Annotated in this window: 26 protein-coding genes; 13 read left to right on the top strand and 13 right to left on the bottom strand. The window is 42.7% G+C overall.

What is annotated here, in order from left to right; genetic code table 11:
• Nucleotides 1–126 precede the first annotated feature (126 nt).
• On the top strand, nt 127–336 hold the full coding sequence (locus IM450_RS07345; protein WP_002760925.1) for a hypothetical protein: 210 nt from the start codon (nt 127–129) through the stop codon (nt 334–336).
• Entirely contained in the window at nt 333–587 is a 255-nt protein-coding gene (locus IM450_RS07350) for a type II toxin-antitoxin system RelE family toxin (RefSeq protein WP_002760924.1), read from the top strand. Before IM450_RS07345 ends, IM450_RS07350 begins: the two co-directional genes overlap by 4 nt.
• A 187-nt stretch (nt 588–774) precedes the next feature.
• On the opposite strand, the gene IM450_RS07355 is transcribed toward IM450_RS07350, so the two are convergent.
• The 6 genes from IM450_RS07355 to IM450_RS07380 form a co-directional block, all read right to left on the bottom strand.
• On the bottom strand, nt 775–1,740 hold the full coding sequence (locus tag IM450_RS07355) for a permease (protein WP_002803658.1): 966 nt from the start codon (nt 1,738–1,740) through the stop codon (nt 775–777).
• A gap of 282 nt (nt 1,741–2,022) precedes the next feature.
• Nucleotides 2,023–3,360: an anthranilate synthase component I gene (locus IM450_RS07360; RefSeq protein ID WP_287667458.1), complete on the bottom strand. Its 1,338-nt coding sequence runs from the start codon at nt 3,358–3,360 to the stop codon at nt 2,023–2,025.
• Nucleotides 3,361–3,487: 127 nt separating this feature from the next.
• On the bottom strand, nt 3,488–3,865 hold the full coding sequence (locus IM450_RS07365; protein ID WP_002801269.1) for a hypothetical protein: 378 nt from the start codon (nt 3,863–3,865) through the stop codon (nt 3,488–3,490).
• Between the two features lie 36 nt (nt 3,866–3,901).
• Nucleotides 3,902–5,620 (bottom strand): ABC1 kinase family protein, encoded by a 1,719-nt coding sequence (locus IM450_RS07370; RefSeq protein ID WP_287667460.1) that lies wholly within the window; start codon nt 5,618–5,620, stop codon nt 3,902–3,904.
• 171 nt (nt 5,621–5,791) lie between these two features.
• Complete coding sequence (locus IM450_RS07375; protein ID WP_287667462.1) at nt 5,792–6,475, bottom strand: Uma2 family endonuclease; 684 nt, start codon at nt 6,473–6,475, stop codon at nt 5,792–5,794.
• Nucleotides 6,476–6,991: 516 nt separating this feature from the next.
• Nucleotides 6,992–7,231, bottom strand: coding sequence for a hypothetical protein (locus tag IM450_RS07380; RefSeq protein WP_287667464.1), 240 nt, complete (start codon nt 7,229–7,231; stop codon nt 6,992–6,994).
• Nucleotides 7,232–7,239: 8 nt separating this feature from the next.
• On the opposite strand from IM450_RS07380, the gene IM450_RS07385 reads away from it, so the two are divergent.
• Nucleotides 7,240–7,506, top strand: coding sequence for a glutaredoxin family protein (locus IM450_RS07385; RefSeq protein WP_002750529.1), 267 nt, complete (start codon nt 7,240–7,242; stop codon nt 7,504–7,506).
• A gap of 223 nt (nt 7,507–7,729) precedes the next feature.
• Here IM450_RS07385 and IM450_RS07390 read toward each other — a convergent pair whose 3' ends face one another.
• Entirely contained in the window at nt 7,730–8,911 is a 1,182-nt protein-coding gene (locus IM450_RS07390) for a serine hydrolase (RefSeq protein WP_002801264.1), read from the bottom strand.
• Between the two features lie 27 nt (nt 8,912–8,938).
• Nucleotides 8,939–9,739 carry an RNA methyltransferase gene (locus IM450_RS07395; protein WP_287667467.1) on the bottom strand — a complete coding sequence of 267 codons (801 nt, stop codon included), beginning with the start codon at nt 9,737–9,739 and terminating at the stop codon, nt 8,939–8,941.
• Nucleotides 9,740–9,775: 36 nt separating this feature from the next.
• Between IM450_RS07395 and IM450_RS07400 the strand changes: the two genes are divergently transcribed.
• From IM450_RS07400 to IM450_RS07420, 5 genes are all read left to right on the top strand, one after another.
• A complete protein-coding gene (locus tag IM450_RS07400) occupies nt 9,776–9,931 on the top strand; it encodes a DUF2256 domain-containing protein (protein WP_002801262.1) in 156 nt (51 codons plus the stop codon).
• 169 nt (nt 9,932–10,100) lie between these two features.
• On the top strand, nt 10,101–11,249 hold the full coding sequence (locus tag IM450_RS07405; RefSeq protein WP_287667469.1) for a glycosyltransferase family 4 protein: 1,149 nt from the start codon (nt 10,101–10,103) through the stop codon (nt 11,247–11,249).
• A gap of 9 nt (nt 11,250–11,258) precedes the next feature.
• The gene (locus IM450_RS07410; protein ID WP_287667471.1) at nt 11,259–12,593 is read left to right on the top strand and encodes a TrkH family potassium uptake protein; all 1,335 of its coding nucleotides are present in this window, start codon (nt 11,259–11,261) and stop codon (nt 12,591–12,593) included.
• A 142-nt stretch (nt 12,594–12,735) separates the two neighbouring features.
• Entirely contained in the window at nt 12,736–13,140 is a 405-nt protein-coding gene (locus IM450_RS07415; RefSeq protein WP_287667473.1) for a hypothetical protein, read from the top strand.
• Nucleotides 13,141–13,216: 76 nt separating this feature from the next.
• Nucleotides 13,217–13,831, top strand: coding sequence for a DUF938 domain-containing protein (locus IM450_RS07420; RefSeq protein WP_002801258.1), 615 nt, complete (start codon nt 13,217–13,219; stop codon nt 13,829–13,831).
• A 264-nt stretch (nt 13,832–14,095) separates the two neighbouring features.
• On the opposite strand, the gene IM450_RS07425 is transcribed toward IM450_RS07420, so the two are convergent.
• Nucleotides 14,096–15,151: a Fe(3+) ABC transporter substrate-binding protein gene (locus IM450_RS07425; RefSeq protein ID WP_287667476.1), complete on the bottom strand. Its 1,056-nt coding sequence runs from the start codon at nt 15,149–15,151 to the stop codon at nt 14,096–14,098.
• A gap of 247 nt (nt 15,152–15,398) precedes the next feature.
• Here IM450_RS07425 and IM450_RS07430 point away from each other — a divergent pair, with 247 nt between their 5' ends.
• Complete coding sequence (locus tag IM450_RS07430) at nt 15,399–18,020, top strand: O-linked N-acetylglucosamine transferase, SPINDLY family protein (RefSeq protein ID WP_287667478.1); 2,622 nt, start codon at nt 15,399–15,401, stop codon at nt 18,018–18,020.
• Between the two features lie 90 nt (nt 18,021–18,110).
• Here IM450_RS07430 and cobT read toward each other — a convergent pair whose 3' ends face one another.
• From cobT to IM450_RS07445, 3 genes are read right to left on the bottom strand one after another with little or no spacing between them, the layout of a single operon-like run.
• Nucleotides 18,111–19,184 (bottom strand): nicotinate mononucleotide-dependent phosphoribosyltransferase CobT, encoded by a 1,074-nt coding sequence (gene cobT, locus IM450_RS07435; RefSeq protein WP_287667480.1) that lies wholly within the window; start codon nt 19,182–19,184, stop codon nt 18,111–18,113.
• Between the two features lie 27 nt (nt 19,185–19,211).
• Nucleotides 19,212–19,622 carry a type II toxin-antitoxin system VapC family toxin gene (locus IM450_RS07440; RefSeq protein WP_287667482.1) on the bottom strand — a complete coding sequence of 137 codons (411 nt, stop codon included), beginning with the start codon at nt 19,620–19,622 and terminating at the stop codon, nt 19,212–19,214.
• A complete protein-coding gene (locus tag IM450_RS07445; RefSeq protein WP_002739069.1) occupies nt 19,610–19,843 on the bottom strand; it encodes a hypothetical protein in 234 nt (77 codons plus the stop codon). The genes IM450_RS07440 and IM450_RS07445 overlap by 13 nt, the downstream gene beginning before the upstream one ends.
• Before the next feature lie 198 nt (nt 19,844–20,041).
• Here IM450_RS07445 and IM450_RS07450 point away from each other — a divergent pair, with 198 nt between their 5' ends.
• The 4 genes from IM450_RS07450 to IM450_RS07465 are packed head-to-tail and all read left to right on the top strand — an operon-like array spanning nt 20,042 to nt 22,692.
• Entirely contained in the window at nt 20,042–20,920 is an 879-nt protein-coding gene (locus tag IM450_RS07450; protein ID WP_287667484.1) for an ABC transporter permease, read from the top strand.
• 45 nt (nt 20,921–20,965) lie between these two features.
• Nucleotides 20,966–21,328, top strand: a complete 363-nt coding sequence (locus IM450_RS07455) for a thioredoxin family protein (protein ID WP_002801133.1) — start codon at nt 20,966–20,968, stop codon at nt 21,326–21,328.
• Nucleotides 21,329–21,344: 16 nt separating this feature from the next.
• On the top strand, nt 21,345–22,523 hold the full coding sequence (locus IM450_RS07460; RefSeq protein ID WP_287667487.1) for an LL-diaminopimelate aminotransferase: 1,179 nt from the start codon (nt 21,345–21,347) through the stop codon (nt 22,521–22,523).
• Complete coding sequence (locus tag IM450_RS07465) at nt 22,504–22,692, top strand: hypothetical protein (protein ID WP_108936457.1); 189 nt, start codon at nt 22,504–22,506, stop codon at nt 22,690–22,692. The genes IM450_RS07460 and IM450_RS07465 overlap by 20 nt, the downstream gene beginning before the upstream one ends.
• Nucleotides 22,693–22,757: 65 nt before the next feature.
• Here IM450_RS07465 and IM450_RS07470 read toward each other — a convergent pair.
• Nucleotides 22,758–23,193, bottom strand: a 436-nt coding sequence (locus IM450_RS07470; RefSeq protein ID WP_287720609.1) for an Rpn family recombination-promoting nuclease/putative transposase, incomplete at its 5' end; no start/stop codon positions are given.

Genomic DNA, 23,193 nt, shown 5'->3' on the forward strand with positions numbered 1-23,193 from the left:
TAACCCACCACCTATCATCGACTATGATTGGAATGATTGAATGATGGACTATGATGGAATTAATCACTGATAACTGATTACTGCTCACTGATAACTGATAACTGATGACTGATAACTGATAAAGCTATGACACTCAAAGAACAACTAATTAAAGAAATCGAGCAGACACCTGACACCCTTTTGACTGAATTACTTGACTTTTTGCTCTTTATCAAAGAACGACATACTGCAATAGAAATTACAGAAGAAGAGCAAGCTAACATAATCGCTTCTGAATCAGCTTATCAAGCAGGAGACTATCTAACCCTCGAAGAATATGAGGCAACTCAAGCGTGAACTACAGAGTTATTATTCCGAAACCAGTTCAAAAACAACTAAACAACTTACCCAAACAACAACGCGAACGCTTAATTACTGCCATTAGACTACTTACCGATACACCTCGTCCTAGCGGAGTCAAGAAACTCAAAGGATATGATGACACCTACCGAATTAGAATAGGGGATTATCGCATCATTTACAAAATTCAAGATCAAGAAATGCTGATTATCATATTGAGTAGTATTCATCGAAAAGATGCTTATTGAACCTCTAGGTAGGTGGGTGGAGTGAGAACTATAAAACTATGTTGTCGCAACTCCAGCAAGCAGAATCAAGATAGAGTTTAAATGCTTGGGAAAATAGGGCTTGTAGGCGCACGGATTTTCCATTATGAATATAATATCATGTCAAGGGACTTTTGTCAAGAGAAAATTTTTTTGACCCGGAAGGAATTCAACCTAGATAAAAACTGAGGATCAGAGCCACTAAAAAAGTCATTAACAGGCATAAAATTCCGAAATAAAGGACAATTTTAGGACGGAAAGCTGATAGGAGGAGGATAAAAGCTTTAATATCAATGAGGGAAGCGACCAGTAAAAAAGCTAGAGTGGAACCGACGGACAGATTAGTAATTAAAGAACCGGGGACAAAAGTGCTAAGACTGGCATTAACAGCGAGGGTGAAACCAAAGAACAACTGCACGAGAATTTGAGTAGCGGGAGTATTCCCCCAGGCAATTAATTGACTCTGAGGTAATAATAGCTGAAAGACACTAGCGATCGCACAGCCTATAATTAATAATCCCCCTAATTCCAGCGCTTCATCGATAAAGTTATCAAGAAATAACTGCACAGAAATTGGCCAAGCTTGCCTATCTCTAGTTTTATACTCATAAACAAGACTGCCGACTCTTTGCAGGGGTTGACTGGCTGCTTCCTCCGGTAAAAAACTACCAGAAAGAACTAAACTCGATTCTAGGGGAATTTCACTATCGGTGCGGGGTTTTTCCCGATAGAAACTAAAGAGAGTGCCGATAAAAATTGCCATTAACCACACCGAAAGCGATCGATAGAAGAAAATACTAGAATAGGTGAAAGTCTGCCAAGTTAGCCAAAGAGTGACGATATTTAGGGTAGGTGCAGCGGTGAGAAAGCTAAACACCACCCCTGGGGGTACTCCCTCTAATAAGAATCTTCTAGCGACGGGAATCGTGCCGTATTGTCCGACGGGTAAGATTAATCCGATTGTACTGCCGACGATCGCTCCTAACAGTCGATTACGGGGAAATATCGCCGCTAATCGCTGTTTATTGACGAAAACCAGCAAAAAACTGGAAACGGCTGCCCCCAAAAGTAAAAAGGGAAGCGAGGTCAAGAATAAACTAAGAAAAAAAGTAACAGCGATAGAAATTTGATTCATGAATAGGGTTCAAGATCAGAAGCTATCCTACAAAATAGCAGATAAGGTAAAAAGTAAAAAGATCGGTTTTAGATGCAACAATAGGTAGCTGGTTATAATTAAATTAAACATGGATTTTAGGTTCGATCCCCCCTACCCCCCTTGATAAGGGGGGAAGCCGAAGGCGGGGGGATCCCCCTTGATAAGGGGGGTGCCGATCCCCCCTTAGTCCCCCCTTAATAAGGGGGGCATCTGATAATTTTTAATGCCTACCTACTTAGGTGAGTTTGTTGAAATCAAAAATTAAAAAGAACGTAAAGCGATTAATTGTGCCTCAGCTTTATGAAGGGATTCTAACCATTCTTTTTCGGGATCGCTATCGGCAACTATTCCCGCTCCCACCTGTCCCCAAACGGTGTTTAAATTCCCTTGATTAGTCATTAATAGGGTACGGATGAGAATATTCAAATCTAAATGACCTCTGCTGTCAATATAGCCACAGGAACCATAGAATAAATTGCGTCGCACTGGTTCCAATTCTTCGATAATTTCTAGACAACGAACTTTCGGACAACCGGTAATTGTTCCCCCGGGGAAAAGAGCTTTAATTAAATCAATAGCATGATACTTTTTATCTAATTTTCCTTGAACATTACTGACCAAGTGCATAACATGACTATAACGCTCGATCGTCAGTAATTCATCCACATCAACCGATCCCCATTCACAAACTCTACCCAGATCATTACGTTCTAGATCCACTAGCATAATATGCTCGGCGCGCTCTTTTTTATTAGTTAATAGTTCCTCGGCCAATTGTCGATCGAGTGCCTCGGTTTTACCCCGGGGACGAGTTCCAGCGATCGGTCTAGTGCTGGCTATTCCTCTTTCTAATTTGACCAATCTTTCGGGAGAACAACTAATCATTTCTCCCCAAGGGGTGCGCCAATAACTAGCAAAAGGAGAAGGGTTTATCTGTTGTAAACTGCGATAAATTTGCCATCCTTTTGCCCTAGTTGTGCTTTGAAATCTTAGGGATAAATTTGCTTGAAAAATATCACCTTTTCTGATATAATCTAACGCTTTTTTAACAGCTTTTTCGTAGTCGAGTTGAGAAGTATAAAAGATTAAGGGAGAGGGATGAGGATCGATCAACTCAAAATCGGGGTTAGTGGTTAAAGATTGTTCGTATTTATCTAAATCTTCGGGTTTAGTGGCAGCTAACCAGAGAATTTGTGCTTGGTGATCGAGAAGGGCAAAACTATCCGGTTCATACCAATAAGCGATGGGAAAAGGGAGAGTATCAGCTTTCCTGTCGGGTAATTTTTCTATTTCCCAAGCTAAATCGTAGCCTAACCACCCCAACCAACCGCCATGGAAGGGAAGATGATCGGGAAGCACATCCGATCGAGTTTGGGGGAGTAAACTGCTTAAAAAGGGGAAAATTTCCCCTAGTGCGGGGGTCCAAAGCTGACGCGGGGAACCAGCACAAAGAGAGTAACGGGAGAGGGAATTACCCGGATAGGGACTTTCTAGTAAGGTAGCGATCGCATCTTGGGCGAATAAGCAGGCAAAAACCTCGGAACCGGTGCGCTGATGCAGGGGTAGCGATCGCCAATGCCATGCTAAAGGTTTTTGCATCTAATTGCGGGCCAAAATAGCTGGTAAATTGGGTATAACTAGGGTTTTGGTGTTAGTTGTGGGGAAGTTGCTCTTTCCTATCTGCTAACACCGATGATCTTAGTCCTAAATGTTTGCTGCCTCCCAATTATCCCCGATAATCGAGGTCAATTTCTTTAGAACCGCCGCGCTGTAATTGGCCTAATAATTCCCCTAACTGACTCCAAACCAAACCACCGATAAAGATAGTCATCGGGAGAGAGATAGCGTAGGCAACCCAACCATTGAGAATAAATATATCTAATCCCGAGGCAAGGAAAAGACAGATTCCTACACAAATACCAATAAAAGGAATTTGTAAGGAACTGGATTTTAAAAGATTTTGATCGTCCGAACCCTTATTTTTATACCAATTGTTAACCACTTGCTTGAGACTAGCTTCAAAAGCGGCCCCGCAGGTAATACCGATAAATAAACCGGCAACAACCAGAAAATAGGGCGGTTGGGGCAGAAAATAATAATCCATAGAAAAAGTGATTAACCGATGTTGACCTTAAACACTCTAACGCGAACTGGTTTCTCGCGGAACGACAGCGGCCACACCTTGGGACGATAATTCCCGAAAAGCGCTCATGGCCACATCCAAGAGTCGCCGCGGTTGCAATTCTCCTTGAATTAAACTCCAGAGACGTTGCACTTCGGCCGTGTGGAGACGGTCATCTTCCGTCAAAGCTAATAGCAATTGACGACGCAGATAACGACCTTCTTCCGAGAGAAGAAAAGTGATGCCTAATTGCGCTGTGGGCAGTAAATCGAAGTTACTTTCCGATCGAGCCATTGTAATCATGTTTTCTAGGCGTTGCCACTGAAATTTACCGTCTTTGAACAGTACATCCAGTAAACGCCGGCGCAGTTGGGGCGATTCCCCGGTCAGGAGACGTTTAGCGACGTAGGGATAGGCCACTTGGACGATTTTGAAGTTAGGATCGAGGGTGAGGGCTGCCCCTTCTTGGGTGACGAGGGAACGAATAATCAGGGCGAATTTGGCGGGAATCCGGAAGGGATACTCGTACATCAATTCGGAGAAATCATCGGTAATGGTGCGGAAATTGAAGTCACCGACCCTTTGACCGATGGCATTGCCTAAAACTCGTTCTAGGGCGGGAATAATTGGTTTTATATCGGTTTCTGGGGTTAAAAATCCCAGTTTGACAAAGTTGCTGGCTAGGTTTTCGTAGTCTTTGTTAATTAAATCGACGACGCAACTAGCGAGGGTTTCTTTAGTTTCCTCCTCTAACTGATCCATCATGCCAAAATCGATATAGGCCATGCGACCATCAAAGGTGGCGAAAAGATTACCCGGATGGGGATCAGCGTGGAAAAAGCCGTGTTCGAGGAGTTGCTGCAATCCAGAGGTTACGCCGATTTTAACGATATTATTGGGGTCTAATCCTAAAGCTTTGATTTTCTCGGTATCGGTGAGTTTATAGCCATCAATCCATTCCAGGGTGAGGACGCGGCGACCACTATAACGCCAGTAGATACTGGGAACTTTAACTTCGGGGTTATTTTGGAAGTTGGTGGCGAATTTTTCAGCGTTGCGACCTTCGTTTTGATAGTCGATTTCCTCAAAGAGTTTGGTTCCGAATTCATCGACAATCAGGGTGAGGTCGTGGCCGAGATTGAGGGGTAATAAACGACCGAATTTTTGGGCAGCCCAGCGCATTAGGTATAAATCAAGGCTTAAAAGCGACCGCAGCCCGGGCCGTTGCACTTTAACGGCTACTTCTTCGCCGGTGGGGAGAATAGCTTTGTAAACCTGTCCTAAACTAGCGGCAGCTACCGGGGTGGGGGATATTTCTCGATAGGCTTTTTCTACAGGCATCCCCAATTCTGTCTCGATAATGGCAAAAGCGATGTGGTTATCGAAGGGGGGAAGTTGGTCTTGCAGTTTAACTAATTCGTCTAAAAAGTCTTTGCGAACGAGGTCGGGACGGGTAGAGAGAGCTTGACCGACTTTGATGAAGGTGGGACCCAAACGGGTGAGAATTTGCCTAAGTTCGCTGGCACGCCGGTATTTATTGGCTTCTTCTTGCTTTGTCCATTTGTCCCAGAGGAGACTGAGCAGAAATAATCCTAAAGACCAAATAATCACGAAAGCGCGACCGAACAATTGCCAAGGTTTGTAACGGTATTGTTGAGCGATCGCTTCTGCACTGTAAGGAGTGAACTGTGTTTCTTCTCGTTTCCGGTCAGTTTGACTGTCTTGATGCCGACTCACTAGCTAATCTCTATATATCTTACGCCACTTGATATTGTATCTAAGTTCCTGACATCAGTATACAAAACTACACATTATTTAATAATTGTTATAATTCCCTGAGAAATTATAAGTATTTATAACTAGACTGCTGGGGTGAGTTGGGCAACCCTAACACCCCCAACTGGATATTTAAGCAATTTCATCGGGATTAATGCCCAATTCTCGCAGCTTTTGGGCTAATTTTTCCGCCCGTTGTTGTTCTCTTTCTTTGGCTAATCTTTCCTGTCGGGCTGACTCTTGAGGGGTGGGAACCAATTCACCCGATTCGGTGAAATAGCGCAATTTATTGGCAAAAATCCCTAAATATAATCCTAGTTGCTTACTCCATAAATAACCATTTTTATTGGGGGTAATCGGTTGGTATTGTCCCTCGATTAAAGTGAATCCTTGCCATTCTAAAGTATTAGGATCAAACAAAAAATATTCAGGAGTCCGGAAAGTATGCTGATATAGTTCCTTTTTGGCTTTTCTGTCCACATTAGCGGTGGAATCGGAGAGAATTTCGATGATTACATTGGGATATTTACCCCCTTCTCCCCAGACGACCCAACTTTTTCTGAGACGTTTCTCCGTATCTAAAACTACGAAAAAATCTGGTCCACAAAAATCTCGCTGTTTCAGTTGTCTTTCGTTATAATAAATAGTCAAATTGCCCGAGGCATAGTAATCGTTTCTATCTTGCCAGAGCCAATCAAGACAAGATAATAATAAAATAATTTGTTGTAAATGCAGATCACTTTCCAAGGGTGGTTCATCACTCCATAAATCGGTGGGAGGACAGACAATATCGTTAGCAATATCTAGGGTTGTCATCGTTTATAAACCCATTGAGTCAATTTGGGGTGATTCTAGCAACAAGCCACAATCAATACAATTATATTATAAGTCCGATCGTTTTGCTTGGGGTACATCTCATTTTTGTAAATCGACTAAGTTGCGATTTTTAAGGGGAAACTTTCTCCTAAAATCGGCCGTTACTTTCGGTTTTATCACTCAATCCAAGCTTTTGGGGGGTAGAACCCCCCAAACCCCTAGGGTTGATTCATAGTAGGGTTGATTCATGAATCAACCCTACCGCGCATTAGTTTTTCGGTGAGATGCTTACACGCGATTGTTCATATTTTTGTACCAATTTAAGAGTCACTGATAATTGCTAATTGTCGGTATTTCTGCAAATATAGGATGCATTCCTTAATCTTCCGCTCGGACCTAGGGAGATTTTTGTCAAGTCTGAACTCGAATTAGTTAACAATTTGGTGAAGGTGAATCAACGAGAGCCGTCAAGCTTTATTAAGGGGGGTTTGCCCTCAATTTCCTTAGTTGAAGGACTTATAAAAACCAGAGGAAAGCAACTAAAATAATAGTGAGAGTGGCGGCAAAAATGAGAGCGTATTCAATTTTTTGATTGATAATACCAATAACCATGACTAGGGTAATTGCCAGAAGAAACACACCGATATAGACTAGATCTTGACTACCTGAATTAACTAAATTATTATTTAAAGTCGGTGTGGGTGTGGGAGTTTGTAGAATTGTTGATGAGAGACTAATCGTGGAGGTAATGAACATAAATATTTATGACTACCATAGAACTAATTTTATACAGTAAACCAGACTGTCATCTTTGCGAAGGGTTGCTAGAAAAACTAGAAAAAATCCGTCAACCAGAGTGGCAGTTAGAAATTAGGGACATTACCAGTCGAGAGGATTGGTTTAACGCTTATCAGTACGAAATCCCCGTCCTCTGTCAAAAACTAGCCACGGGGGAAAAAATCCTTCCTCGTCTTTCCCCCCGGGCAAATGCCGAACAATTGGCCCGTCTTTTAGCCAATAATTTAACCTAGGGGCTAATTAGGGTTTGCTTAATAAATCTAAAAACCTTGTTGGATAAGACTTTTAGACTTTTTTTCCCTCAAAAAGTGCCAGCCATTGCGGGGATCGGGGGCAAAATTCAGCTACTTTTTCCCTGAAAATTAGGTAATTGACCACCTGAAAATGGGTAAAACCCCACACCCCACACCCCACACCCCACACCCTACCCCCACGAAAAACTTTTTGCCGCAAACCCTAATTACCCGGACTAGGAATAACGACCGGACTAGGAGAGGGAGAAGATTGGGCGACCGGTTGCGGTTTGGCTGGGGGTTGAGTTTGATACCATTTAAAGTGTTGGTAGGCCGTGCGCGATATTTGTTGAATCAGAGTCCTAGCGTTACTATCATTGTGGGGACGTTTGACCATCACTGCTCCTAGATAGCGTTTCCCGTTGGGCATATCAATAATCCCCGCATCCGCTAACATCGAGCCAATATCACCGGTTTTATGGGCAATATCGGCGGATTTCTCGATACCTTGGGGCAGCAGGGTGCGAGTGCGCGTTTCCTGCATAATATTCAATAGACGATCTCGGGAACGTAAACTGAGTAATTCCCCTTGATTAACTTTTCCTAAGATTGTCACCAAATCTCTCGGACTTGTGGTATTGGTTCCTTCCAAATCAGGTAAAGGGTTATTAATTACCGTACTGGTCAAACCCCAAGCTTGAAAACGCTGATTAAGAGCCTTTTTGCCTCCCATGCGCTTAATTAACATATTAGTAGCGGTATTATCGCTAATTACGTTCATTTTAGTGGCGGTTTCTAGGGCAGTATAGGTTTTATTCGCTCCTAGATACTGCATATCCCCGGACCCACTGGCCATGACATCCTTAGTGGCCACAAGGGGTTCATCGAGACGAATTTTTCCCGCATCCACATCCTCAAAAAAGGCCACCAGAATCGGGATTTTAATCGTACTAGCGGCGGCAAAAATAGTATCTCCGCGAAAATTAGCGTAAGCACCGTTATCGAGGTCAATAAATAAAGCTCCCGCCTGTAATTTCGGATATTTGACCGCTAAAGCCTGTAATTTCTGGTTGAGGCTGCTGAGATTTTCGTTTAAAACTAACGTGGTCGGTTTCGGGGTGACGGGTTGGGGAGTCGGGGAATTAGTAGCGGTGGGTTTTGGGTGTAGGGGTAATTTGCTCGGATCCACCACCGTTAAAACCGTACCAGCGATCGCACCTAAACCGACACCAAGGATAGAGAAGCGAAGAACCTGAAGGAGAAAAGAGGCGATTAGGTTAGGTTTACGCTGTTTTTGCGACTTTTTAACTGGTAAAGACCTTTTTTTATTGTTTGAGTCCATAGACTTAGGGGACCCAGGGCCGGATTGGACTTTAGTGGGACGACGAGTTACTTGACGAGTCACGGTTTTCCTCAAGGGTATCCAGATTTATTATCGATCGCTAGGAGAATTTTTTTTCTTGCCCTTGAGACTATCAAGACCGAGAAAAAGTTGCCCGATACTTTCAATATGACCGATAATGCCCCGCAGCAGGGCTAATTCCTCCACCGTGGGCCGGGCCCGATGATAAAATTGCCGGAATTTCTCCATCCTAGCGGCGGCGGTGTGGGGGTAAAGATAGCCAATTTTGAGCAAAAAGCTCTCTAAGTGCTGATAATAGCCTTCTAGAGCCTCAAAAGTGGCATTAGGGGGCGTTTCTAACCGGGGTTCGAGCCTATTTTCCCTTGCCATTTGGTACAGTTCGTAGGAGCAAACCGCCACCGCTTGGGCCAGATTAAGGGAGGAATATTGAGGATTAGCGGGAATACCGACAAAACGCTGGGCGTGGTTCAGTTCGCTGTTACTTAAACCCCGGTCTTCTGGCCCGAAAATTAGGGCCGATTCCAGGTTAGGGGTGAGTAACCAGGGTAAGGCGGTCCGGGGTGTTTCGAGGGGAGTATTCAGGTGACGGGGTTTCGAGGTGGTGGCAATGATGCGATGACAACCCTGCAAAGCTTCCCCCAGGGTGGCTACCTGTGAACAGTTTTCTAGGACTTCAATTCCGTGTACTGCCATGCGTCGCGCTTCTTCTGCAAGGATATCACAGGCAGGATTGACGATAATTAAGCGACTTAAGCCCATATTCCGCATAATTCTGGCGGTGGAACCCACATTTAAGGCTCCGGCTGGTTCAACTAAAATAATTCTCAGGCGATCGAGTGGGGAACTCTGATTATTTTCATCTACACTCATAGATAAGGAGCAGTTTTTGACTTTTTAATTTTAATCATGGCACGTCAGGTCTCGAAGTCCGATCTTCCCAGTAAAATTTGTCCCGTTTGCGGTTTATCCTTTACTTGGCGCAAAAAGTGGCAAAACTGTTGGCATGAGGTCAAATACTGTTCAGAACGCTGTCGTCGTCGCAAGTCCTCGGCCAATCAGTAAAAAGCCGAGAATTTTAACTATCAAATAGGCACTCTTGCAAAGGGCAATTTTTAGCTGAGGACTTAGATGGGTAATTAATTTTGCTTGGGTACTCTATTAGCTTTTAATTTTACGGTTAATTTAGTAAGCTGATACTTGACTAAATTAAATTTTTCTTAAGAGAATCTGAATGCACATTGCCTGGTTAGGAAAAAAATCTCCTTTTTGCGGTAACGTTACCTATGGGCGAGAAGTGACTAATTCCCTGCTCGATCGAGATTATCAAGTCAGTTTTCTGCATTTTTCTTCCGAAAAACCCACCGTAAGCGATTGGCCCGACTTTTACGACGAAATCACCCTGCCACGTCTCTATAGTTCCCAAGTCTATACTATTCCCACCCTGAAATCGAGTCGGGTTCTACAGGATAAACTCAGGGAACTGAAACCCGATCTAGTTCATGCGTCCTTACCCCTGTCTCCCCTCGATTTTCTGCTACCAGAAATTTGTGAGTCTTTAGATTTGCCTCTGGTGGCGACTTTTCACCCGGCTTTTGATAGTAAAATTCGCAATCTCATCTCCAGTACCCAATTATTAACCTACCAACTACACGCCCCTTTTTTAGCTAATTACGATAAGGTAATTATTTTTTCCACCTCTCAACGGGATTTTTTAGTTAAATTGGGAGTTCCCGAAGAAAAATTAGCAATTATTCCCAATGGGGTTGATGTTAATAAGTATTGTCCAGGACTATCGAATATTAAAGCTCAATATAATGCCGATTGTTTATTTGTTTATCTCGGTCGGATCATGCCGGAGAAAAATGTAGAATCTTTATTGAAAGCTTGGAAAAAAACCAATTTAGGGAGTAGATGCAAACTGCTCATTGTTGGCGATGGTCCGTTAACTCCTTCCCTCAAACCTTTTTATGGAGAAGAAGATGGTATTATCTGGTTAGGTTTTATCGGCGATGAAAATAAACGAATTGAAATTTTGCGCGGGGTTGACGGCTTTATTTTACCATCATTAGTGGAAGGTTTATCGATTTCGCTCTTGGAAGCGATGGCCTGCGGTGTTGCTTGTCTGGCTACGGATGTGGGTGCCGATGGGGAAGTGTTAAAAGGTGCGGGAATAGTTCTAGATACTAAAGGACTAATTACCCAATTAAAAACTCTCTTGCCCGTCTTACGAGATCATCCCGAATTAACAACAATTTTAGGACAAAAAGCCCGTCAAAGAGTTTTAGACTCTTACACTCTCAGCAAAAATATCGATCACTTACAGTTAGTTTATCAAGAAGTGTTAGCCAAAAAACAATCTTCTCTTAGCTACTTTCACTAAGGAATTTATATGACGATTGCCCGGACAATTTGCTTGGGATTTATTGCGGTAATTTTAGCGGGAACTTCCCTGTTGATGTTGCCTGTTTCTACCACTAGCGGCACTTGGAATGACCCAATTGTTGCCCTGTTTACCTCCACTTCTGCTGTCTGTGTTACGGGTTTAGCAGTAGTAGATACAGGGACTTATTTTTCTTTTTGGGGTCAATTATTTATTGCTTTATTAGTGCAAGTGGGAGGTTTGGGATATATGACCACTACCACTTTTTTAATGTTATTAATTGGGCGAAAATTTGACCTGAGACAGAAGTTAGCAATTCAAGAATCCTTCGATCGACCTTTCCTACAAGGTAGTCAAAGTTTAATGAAATCAGTGATTGCTACTACTCTAGTTTTTGAGTTAACAGCAACTCTGGTTATGTTAACTGTCTTCGCCCAAAAGTATGATTTTAGATATGCGGTGTGGTTATCTTTATTCCATAGTATTAGTGCCTGGAATAATGCGGGTTTTGGCTTGTTTAAAGATAATTTGATGTCCTATCAGTCTTCAATTATTATTAACTTATCTATCACAGGATTGATCATTTTTGGAGGTATCGGTTATCAGGTAATTATCGAGTTTTACACTTGGTTTATTCATCGCTTTCAATATAAACGAAAAGGCTTTGTTTTTTCCCTTAACTATAAAGTTGCTATCAGCACAACTATATTTTTATTAGTGATAGGAACCTTGGCTTTTTTACTTACTGAACAGGGAAATGGTGACACTTTGGCTAATTTATCAATTAAAGATAAATTGCTGACCGCTTGGTTCCAATCGGTAACATCGAGAACAGCAGGATTTAATACCATTGATATTGGTAAAATTTCCGTAGAAGGTTTATCAATTACCATGGCTTTGATGTTTATTGGTGCCAGTCCTAGCGGTACAGGGGGAGGTATTAAAACCACAACTTTTAGGATTTTATATAATTGTACTCGCTCGGTTTTAAGAGGTCGTGAAGAAGTGACTCTTTATCAAAGGCGCATTCCTATGCCGTTAATTTTAAAGTCAATGGCCGTGGTTTTTGGTTCGGTTATAGCGATTATTATCTCCACCCTAGCTATCTCATTTGTGGAGACAGATTTTCAAATGATTCAGCTGTTTTTTGAGGTAGTTTCTGCCTTTGGAACTGTCGGCTTATCTATGGGGATAACCGCCTCTTTATCGCCGATTTCTAAGTTAATCATTGTTTTTATGATGTATCTGGGACGGGTGGGAGTTATACTTTTAATAGCGGCTATTATCGGCGATCCGAAACCAACAGTTATTAATTACCCCGAAGAAAACCTTTTAGTGGGATAATTAATAAGTAGGTAAGTGTTAAAAACTCTCAGATACCCCCGCCTATCGCTTACAGGTGTAGGTTTATTACAAAGAGGTGAGCAGTCACCTACTCATGCTGAGAAAAACAAGCTAGAGATTTAGAGGAGCATCGTGAAAGACAATGCTAAACAACAAATATCTCAAGCAGTGGTCGTGTATAGAATCAGAACATCTGCCCCATTTGTCAATACCGCAAGCTATCGGATTGGCAACTTGGAGTTTTGGCATGGTCATGACCAAATCGAGCAGTTTGACTCAGGTGTCGAGGTTGATTGCGGCAGTCAACGAGGAAAAACCCAACACAGTCAGGCATAGACTGAAAGAATGGTATGAGTCTTGGAAAGCGAAAAAAGGAGAAAAGCGCAGCACTCTTGAGATAAGCAGTTGTTTTGCACCTTTGTTAGTGTGGGTCATCAGTTTACTGCCTATAACTATAGAAAGAATCGCCCTAGCACTGGACGCGACCACTATTGGCAGTCTCGAAGGGTTCCGCTTCCAGACGTGCGAGGTCATTCTGTTATTCTGACTTCCTCTCCCGACGAGCGGCTACTGACGACCGACTCCTAACCCCACCAACAAACTTTTTGCCGCAAACCCTAATTATGTCTGATTTACGTCAATACGCTCCAGCAACAGAACGCAATCGTCAGCCGATTTTAGAAGTTCTCAGCCAATTTTTACCAAAGACTGGGAATATCCTAGAAATATCTAGCGGCACGGGTGAACACGCTGTTTTTTTTGCTCCTCGTCTTGCTCCTTGTCGTTGGATTCCCTCGGATTGTCACCCTCTGGCTCTAGATAGTATTCGCAGTTGGTGCGATTATTGTCCTAGTTCCAATCTCGCTCACCCCCTATTTATCGATGTTCATCAGTCAGTTTGGGCGGTAGAGACGGAAAATATCGTCATTAATGCCATTGTTAATATTAATATGATTCATATCGCTCCTTGGTCCGCTTGTTTAGCTTTAATGGCAGGAGCGAGTCGCCTTCTCAGTCCGGGGGAAATTCTCTATCTTTATGGTCCCTATAAACGACAGGGAAAACATACTTCTCCTAGTAATGAAAGCTTTGATTTTTCTCTCCGTTCTCAAAACTCTGCTTGGGGAGTTAGGAATTTAGAAGATGTGGTGCAAGCAGCGAGCGATCGAGGTTTACAATTGTTAGAAGTAATTCCTATGCCCGCTAATAATCTCTCGGTTTTATTTGCCTTAACATAAGTGGTTAGGTGTTAAAAACTGTCAGATGCCCCCTTATTAAGGGGGATCCCCCCGCCTATCGGCACCCCCCTTATCAAGGGGGGATCCCCCCGCCTATCGGCACCCCCCTTATCAAGGGGGGATCCCCCCGCCTATCGGCACCCCCCTTATCAAGGGGGGCAGGGGGGATCGAACCCAAAATATATCTTCAATTTTCCTAACTTCCTAATTCATAATTCATAATTCATAATTCATAATTCCCACTGATAACTGATAACTGATAACTTATTTCCAACTGGCGCGATTCATTACCTGTACTGCTTTGGCTAAATTAGGACCATAATTAGCCACGCTAACTGTATCTTCTTTCCCGCGTCCGAGTTTTGCCAGAACAGGGTCTAAAGTAACTCCTCGAACGACGGGATATTCTTGATTACCCTTAGCAAAAAAGTTCTGTGCTTCATTGCTAGAAAGATACTCTAAAAATTTAATGGCCGATTCTCGATTGGGGGCGGTTTTAATTAAACCACCACCGCTAATATTAACGTGAGCGCCGCGCCCTGTTTGGTCGGGGAAAATTACGCCTACTTTGTCATAAATTGCCCGTTTAGCGGGGTCTTTTTCTTCGGCATACCCAGCTAAGTAATAGGTGTTAGCTAGGGCTAAATCGGCAATTCCTGCGGCGACAGCTTCGATTTGTGCCTTATCATTTCCCTGGGGTGAACGGGCAAAATTAGCCACTAATCCCCGACACCATTTTTCTGCGGCTGCTTCTCCTTGGATGTCGATTAACCAAGCGGTAAAAGATTGACTATAGATGTTACTAGATGACCGGGTGACGACTTTTCCTTTCCATTTGGGATTGGTTAAATCCCCATAGGAATCGATTTCTCTGGGGTTAACTCTGTCTTTGTTATACATGATTACCCGCAAGCGTTTACTAAACCCGAACCAGTGACCTTTGGGGTGACGCAAATTAGCGGGAATTCTTTGGGTGAGAATGCGGGAATTGACCGGGGCAAAAATTCCCTGTTGGTCGGCCCGCCATAATCTCCCCGCATCTACCGTCAGGAGTATATCGGCAGGACTATTGCTGCCTTCGCTTTTAATCCGTTCGATTAATGGGTCCGCTTCCCCTTCGACGAGGTTAATTTTTATTCCCGTTTGTCGGGTGAAGTTGTCATACAATCGTCGGTCGGTGTTGTAGTGACGGGAGGAATAGAGGTTTAATTGGTTAGTTTGGGCGGAAACCTCGTTTATTTTCCCTAATTGACCCACCGCTAGGGCTAAGGTGGCTGTTCCTGCGCCTAGAAAGACTCTACGAGTTATTTTATCGTTCATTGCTCGATTCTTGGTAAAGTTGTCTTTTCCTATTGTACAGCTATTGAGAATAATTCTTATCTGTGCGAAAAATTATTTGTTGGGCTAGGGCGGTAGATCGGGTAAAATCTAGGTAAAATCAGGGTTTTTGGTTTTGATGGGGCTAATAAATCCTCGAATCTATCGCTAGTTAAGTTCAATAAGCCCAAAATGTTACCCTAAGCTCGATCGAGGGTATTGTGGAATAAAAGCAGCGAGAGTCAAGATAATGATCAACAGTAATCACCAACAAGCGATCGAGCTAATGTTAGCATCGGGAGACTATAATCAATTATTGTTATTTTGTCAGCAAGCACTGGCGGTTCATCCGGAAGTGACTGATTATTATCCCTATCTGGGATTAGCTTATTTGCTGCTAGGGCAGCAAGCAACAGCGCAAGAAATTTGGTTATTTTGGCTGTTAGAATCAGAGTCCAGTCAGGATTTAATTATGCTGCTCAAAAAAGAGATAATTAGAAATCTCGATTGCTGGCAGTTTGCCGAAGCTAAATTAATCTATCTCCAGTGGCTAGAATTAGAAGAAATAGAAGGGGATGAAGAGATAGAAAATTATGCCCTGACGGTGATAAACTCCTGTCTTCAAGAGGTGCAAGAGGCAATTAATCGGCGAGAATATACTTTAGCTGAGGACTTTTACTTAAGAATTTTATCTTGGCGTGAACAATTAGCTTACATCTGGCACGATTTAGGATATTTATACTATATAATTAACCGACTAACAGAATCTTTTAACTGTTTGGCACGAGCCATCAACTTAGAGGAAAATCAAGCCTTATATCATTATACTATGGCCATGGTGCTAGAAAAACAATCCCGTTTAGATATAGCTTTATCAGCTTATCAAAAAGCGATTGATCTCAAGGATAATTTTCTCGATGCTTATAACAAACTGGGCAATTTATTTTATAAACTAGGGCAGCTAGAGTCAGCCGAAAAATTCTATCAGCAGGGAATTAATAAACAGGGTGATTTTTATCCTTTCTATATCAATTTAGGCAATGTCTATTTAGTTAAACAAGCTTGGACAGAGGCAAAAAATGCTTATAAAACGGCTCAACAACTGGCAGGAGATAGAGGAGAAATTAGTCAAAATCTCTCCCTTTGGGAAATTCTGCAAGCTGACCAAAAAAGAGCGAATCTTTATTCAGGTGATTATTTTTATCAAAGAAAAATCTATCAATTAGCATTAAACTATTATCAAAAATTATTAGCAATTAAAATAGAGGAGAGCAATTTTTATTTAAACTGCGCCCATTGCTATCTCATTCTTAAAGAAGAAAAACAAGCTTTGGAAGTGTATAAAAAAGGCATTGCCTATCATCCAGAAAATATTGATTTACATTTGCGCCTAATTTGGTTACTACAAAATAATTATCCGCTCGAGGTGGCAATTCAAGCAACTAAATCGGCTTTAGAGTATCTTCCCGATCACCTATCTCTGAAGTTAGAATTAATGCGGTTAATGCCAATAGTTTACACAACTCAAGCCGATATTATGCAATATCGATCAAACTACGAGAAACAGTTAGATAATATCTTATCCAATCTTGATTTAACTACTACTAATCAACAACAGGATGCTTGGAAAAGTATTGGATTAAGAACTAACTTTTATCTTCAATATCAAGCTAAAAATGATTTAGAACTACAAAAAAAATATGGAGAATTGGTTTATAAAATTGCCTCGGTTAACTTTCCTAATTGGGTGAAAAACCTAACCATGCCTACGGGAAAAATCCGCCTTGGCTATATTTCTGCTCACTTGCGTCATCACACAGTAGCGAAACTGTTTCAAGGATGGTTGCAGTGGCGAAATCGAGAGCAATTTGAAATTTACTGTTATGGAATAGATATTAATAACACCTGGGATAATTTTACCAAACAATATCAAGAGCAAAGTGATTATTTTTATCAATTTGATAATCTGGTCAATATAGAAAGAATTGCTCAACATATTTTAGATAATCAGTTACATATTCTGGTTTATTTAGATATTGGTATGGATGCTCGCACTACCCAACTAGCAGCATTGCGTTTAGCTCCAGTACAATGTGTAACTTGGGGCCATCCAATCACCTCAGGATTACCAACCCTTGATTATTTTATCTCCAGTGAATTAATGGAACCCACGGAGGGAGATAATCACTACAGTGAAAAATTAATTCGCTTATCTAATTTAGGTATTGCCTATGCTAAACCCTCGCTTCCTCCCCAGAGAAAAACTCGTTTAGAGATGGGATTAGCCGAGGATAAAATCATCTATTTAAACTGTCAGAGTTTATTTAAATATCTGCCAGAAAATGACGATATTTTTCCTAGAATTGCCCGACAAGTTCCCCACAGCCACTTTATTTTTATCTGTCATCGTAGCGAATTTGTGACCCATTGCTTTCAGTCGAGATTAAGTCAAGCTTTTGATAAGTATGGACTCAATTGGCAAGATTACGGGGTAATGATGCCACAATTAGAACAAAATGATTATTTTCAGCTTAACTTATTAGCAGACATCTATTTAGATAACTTAAGTTGGTCGGGGGGAAATACCACCTTAGAAGCAATTGCCTGTCAACTTCCAGTTGTTACCTGTCCGGGGGAATTTATGCGCGGAAGACATTCCTATGCTATCTTGAAAAAATTAGGCATAACCGAGACAATTGCTACGGATAAAAATCACTATCTTGAAATTGCTATTCGTTTAGGTTTAGATAATCAATGGCGACAAACAATCAAAGATTATACTAAAATGAATATCGATACAGTATTTAACGATCAAACCTCTGTAGAAAGTCTAGAAAGATTTTATCAATCTGTAGTAGGAGAGAATAAATAAAAGTTTAGAGCTAGATAAAATTTAAAAAACTCACATCCGACTACCGACTCCCTAAAAGGAAAACTTCCTACCTGATCATTAAGATAACTGCTATAGTTGAAACCCGATTAAATTTTCGATCGCTTTGAGTAAATCTTGATTAGTCCAATTCTGGTACAGATAAGCGGCGATCGCACATCCCCCCGCACCTACTCCCTCTTTGACGAAACCCTGTTCATAAGCTTGCAAAACCGGGTATTTAGAGGCTGAAAAGTTTAATTGTGTGGCTAATAAAGGCACTTTTCCGATCATTCGGGCTAATCCCACCGTATCCCCCGTTTTATCTTCCGCTACCCAGCGAGTTGTGCCGACGATGATATTTTCCCAGTTAACTGGATAGGCATATTTAGCCACCAGAGCTTTAATTAGGGCAGAAACGGCTAACATTTGGGTTCCTCCGGCGAGGAGTACCCCACCCTGGCGACTGGCGGCGATGGCCATGCCAGCGACGAAAATCTGCTGAGGATCGCCTAGGGCGGCGATTACCTCAAAAGGATCAAAAATTTCTTTTCGGGCTAATCCCTGCTCAACTATTGCCCATTTCTGAGCATGATTGCACTGGGGATGGCTGCTGTTAACTTTGCCGTTGGCTCGATAACCCAATCCGGTGAGGATGGCGAGGGCGGTGGTGGTGCCACCGACCACACACTCGCCGATAATTAGATAACTAGACTGGCGGGCTAGTTTTTCTCCCCAGGTTAGTCCTTGGGCGAACAGGTGTTTTACTATGTCGAAATCTAGGGCGCGGCCGGTGGAGAGACAACGGGCCGGTTGTCCCCCCAGTTCGATATAATCGACGGCCGGGGGCAAGGGTAAACCGGCGTTAAAAACCCGGACGGGAATGGCTAATTTTTCCACCACGGCGCGGGTAATATAGGCAGGGGAGGCTCCCACCGTTAGGGGGGGTAAGGGATAACGGGGATGGGGTGAAACTCCTTTAACGATAAATTCGGCATCGGCGATCGCTGTATATTTTCTATCTTCCGGGGTGGCGCCGGCGGTGGAGATTCCGGGGATTAATCCCGTCTCGGTAAACCCCAAAACTAGGGCAAATATCGGAGAAGATTTTTGATGGCGCTCTAACCAATTTTGCCCCCGTTCGATTTCCGTGTAAATTTTAATCATCTGTTGATTTTGTCCTCTTACTTATCACTATTTCCCTCTCTCCATGAGATGATCTTTGATTTCAACATATTTAGAAAATAAGTTATCAATACTAGCCAGTTTTGCCCCGTATGCTAAGGCTGTAGCCATAATAATACGGTCAAAAGGATCTTTGTGAATGGGAGATAAATTAACGGCTCTAATGGCAATTTCGGGGGTAATTGAAAATATATCTATTTTAGCTACTGTTAAAGCTTGTTGAATCCACTCTTGAAGGGGATAACTTAATTCTAATCTCCCCCGTTGGTTAGCAAGGGCTATTTCATAGCAAGAAATGGGGGAAACTCCGAGAGATTCTGCTAACTCAAATTTTTCTAGCCAATGCTCGGTAAATCTGTCAAAATTGCCATTTATTAACCACAACCAAATATGAGTATCAAGCACAATTACTTCAGACATTCCCAATCTTCTTCATCTACAATAGGACTGACCATATCACCTAGTATTTTAGCTTTACCCACCATATTCTCAACTGGAAAATGACGTTTGAATAAGGATGGTTTTTCTTCTAATAAGTTGTTTTTGCTGGCGGTGAAATTTTTAATTAATTGATAAAGTTCATCTAGTTGTTCTTCAGGTAAATTATCAATTGCTGTTTGAATAAGTTCTTTAACAGTCATAGTTTTACTCTCTATTTTCTGAACTTGAGTTATACTATAACACAACGGTTCCTTCAATAAAGGGACTCATCTTGAGATTTTACCTAAAATACAGCAGACTAAAAAGACTCATTTAAACCGTTTATTCTTAGATTAGCGGAATCTCCCCTAATGCAAGAGTGCCTCGTCTCAAAAAGTAATTTAAACACTTAACAGCTTATGTCTCCCCTGTCTTCTGCAATTATCGATACTTGGCGACGTTTTTACCGAGATCCCCTGGCAACAATAGGAGCGATCGCATTAATTATAATTATTCTTGCCGTCCTATTCGGTCCGATTTTTTATCGGGTCCCCATCGATACCATTGATTTTAGTCAAACCACTGCTCCCCCTAGTTTAAAACATCTTTTCGGCACTAACGATCTGGGCCAGGATCAATTGGCGAGGATTTTGGTGGGGGGTCGAATTTCCCTAGCGGTGGGGATTGCTGCTATGATAGTTGCGATTATTCTAGGGACGGCGATCGGAGCTATTTCCGGGTTTTACGGGGGCGCAATCGATGGCTTATTGATGCGATTAACGGATTTATTCCTATCTTTGCCCCAATTACCCCTACTTTTACTGATTGTCTATCTATTTCGCGATAGCATCAAAAAAATCGCCGGACCGGAAACGGGTATTTTTATCCTCGTGGTTTTAGTAATCGGGGGTTTAAATTGGATGTCGGTGGCGCGATTGGTGCGGGGAAATTTCTTAAAATTACGCGAGATGGAGTTTATCTCGGCTGCGATTGCTTTGGGGGCCACTCCTTTCCGTTTAATCTGGGTGCATTTATTGCCTAATGTTTTGGGAATGATTATCGTGGCGGCTACTTTAGCGGTGGGTAATGCGATTATTACCGAGTCAACCCTGAGTTTTTTGGGTTTGGGTTTCCCCCCCGATGTGCCGACTTGGGGACAAATGTTATTTAAAGCTAAAGATTACTTGACAACTGCCCCCCACTTGGTCATTTTTCCGGCTCTGGCTATCGTGATCACAGTGTTAAGTATTAATTTTATCGGTGATGGTTTACGCGATGTCTTCGATCCTCATGTTTGAGGAATTGTGGAAGTGGATAATTGCCGAAAATTACCCAGAACCCCTATGATGATCAGTAACGATGGTGAGGAAATAAATACTGTGAGTAGCGTAACTGTCATTAGCGATCAGAAGTTTGACCAAGAGGTTTTTGAGGTCGAAAAACCCGTTTTAGTCTATTTTTGGGCGAGTTGGTGCGGTCCGTGCCGTCTGGTATCCCCCTCGATCGATTGGGTAGCCAACACCTACGGCGAACGGCTAAAAGTAGTTAAACTAGAGGTGGACCCTAACCCCAACTCGGTGGCTAAATGTGATGTGAAAGGTGTTCCCGCTTTACGCATCTTTAAAGATAAAAAACTTATTGCCACTCATGAAGGGGCGATCGGCAAACCACAATTACAATCTTTTATCGATACCTATGTCAGCTAATTAGGTATCTGTGGTTATGAATAACTTAACCCTAGCACACCGCTTACAGGCACTCCAATCCAACGTTTTTGCCGATATGGATCGGGCAAAAGCTGCCAGTAGAGAAGCGGGTAATACCATTATCGATCTTTCGCTCGGTTCCTCCGATCTTGGGGCTGCTCCCCACGTTGTCGATGCTATTGAGCGATCTCTCCACGATCCTCACACCCACGGCTATTTACTCCATAATGGTACGCGAGACTTCCGAATAACTGCCGCTAACTGGTATAGCGATCGCTTTGGTGTCCCCGTCGATCCGGAAACGGAGGTTTTACCCCTAATTGGTTCTCAGGAAGGCACGGCCCATCTACCTTTGGCCCTTCTCAACCCCGGGGATTTTGCTCTGCTCCTCGATCCGGGTTATCCCTCCCATTTGGGCGGTGTTGCCCTTGCTGGCGGTCAAATGTACGGAATGCCAATTTTGGCAAAAAATGACTTTCTGCCGGTTTTAGAGGACATTCCTGAGGCAGTGCTGGCACAATCGAAGCTGATGGTCTTGAGTTATCCCCATAATCCCACTACAGCGATCGCACCTTTGGCATTTTTTCAAAAAGCGGTTGACTTTTGCCGTCAGCATAATTTAGTTTTAATCCACGATTTTCCCTATCTAGACATCTTTTTTGCGGGAACATCGCCCCCCCCGTCAATTTTACAGGCCGATCGAGCTAAAACTAATTCGATCGAGTTTTTTACCTTTTCCAAGTCCTATAATATGGGCGGTTTTCGCATCGGTTTCGCCATTGGCAACCCGCAGTTAATTATGGCTTTGCGACAGATTAAAGCCATGGTTGATTTTAATCAGTATTTGGGCATCCTTAACGGTGCGATCGCTGCTTTAACTGGTAATCAAGATTCAGTCAAGGAAACCGTCGCTATCTTCCAAAAACGCCGGGATGTGTTTATTAATGCCCTAAATCGCATCGGTTGGCCTGTTGCCACTCCGGCCGCTACTATGTACGTTTGGGCGAAAATTCCCCCCAGTTGGCCGGGTAATTCCGTCGATTTTTGTCGGCAATTGGTGGCCCAAACCGGTGTCGCGGTCTCTCCCGGTTCCGGTTTTGGTAAGGGTGGTGAGGGTTATGTGCGTTTTGCCTTAGTTCACGATCCCGATATTCTAGAGGCTGCCGTGGAGAAAATTGGGGCTTTTTTGGGATAAAACCGATATTCTCAGCAGTAGTTATGCTGCAATCGATAACTTTCGCCTTGTTGCTGCTGATATTCCGGGTGATATTGGTAATGTGTCCACTCCCAAACTTTCTAGTATTATCGGACTAGGCATACTAGGGAGCGGTTTAGTGGTGTGTCGCCTCGCTAAACGTCGTTAACCGCGCTTGGGGTGGGGGGATGAGCCAAAATTTTGCCAATTCGCCACCCTTTGCGGTTAAAAGCTTTAATTGTGCTGCTGTCTTTGTAATTCCTCGATCACGTCGGGGGATAAATCGGTAAATCGGGCGATTTCTGAGATAGAAAAGCCAGCAGATAGCATTTTTAGGGCAATTTGTCGGGCTTTTTCTTCTTTACCTTCTTGTCGTCCTTCTTGCAGTCCTTCTTGTCGTCCTTCTTGTCGTCCTTTTTGTAGTCCCTTTTCCTCGCCTTCCTCTAAAATATCTTGATAGATGACTGATTCTCTCATAATGTCACTCCGAAGGATTTTTTTAATCGTCTCCCGATTTAATACTAACCCGGCGAGAATACTGGTGGCGGCAGCGAGATTGCTTTGCACCTGTTTTTCGGGGATAGTTTCTAAAGAACGGGACACCAGACTTAACACCTGTTCGGGATCATCGGTATTGCTGAGGACGGCAAAGGGTAATAAACCGGGATGA

It is taken from the genome of Microcystis sp. M083S1 (assembly GCF_020246405.1).
Classification (GTDB): domain Bacteria; phylum Cyanobacteriota; class Cyanobacteriia; order Cyanobacteriales; family Microcystaceae; genus Microcystis; species Microcystis aeruginosa_C.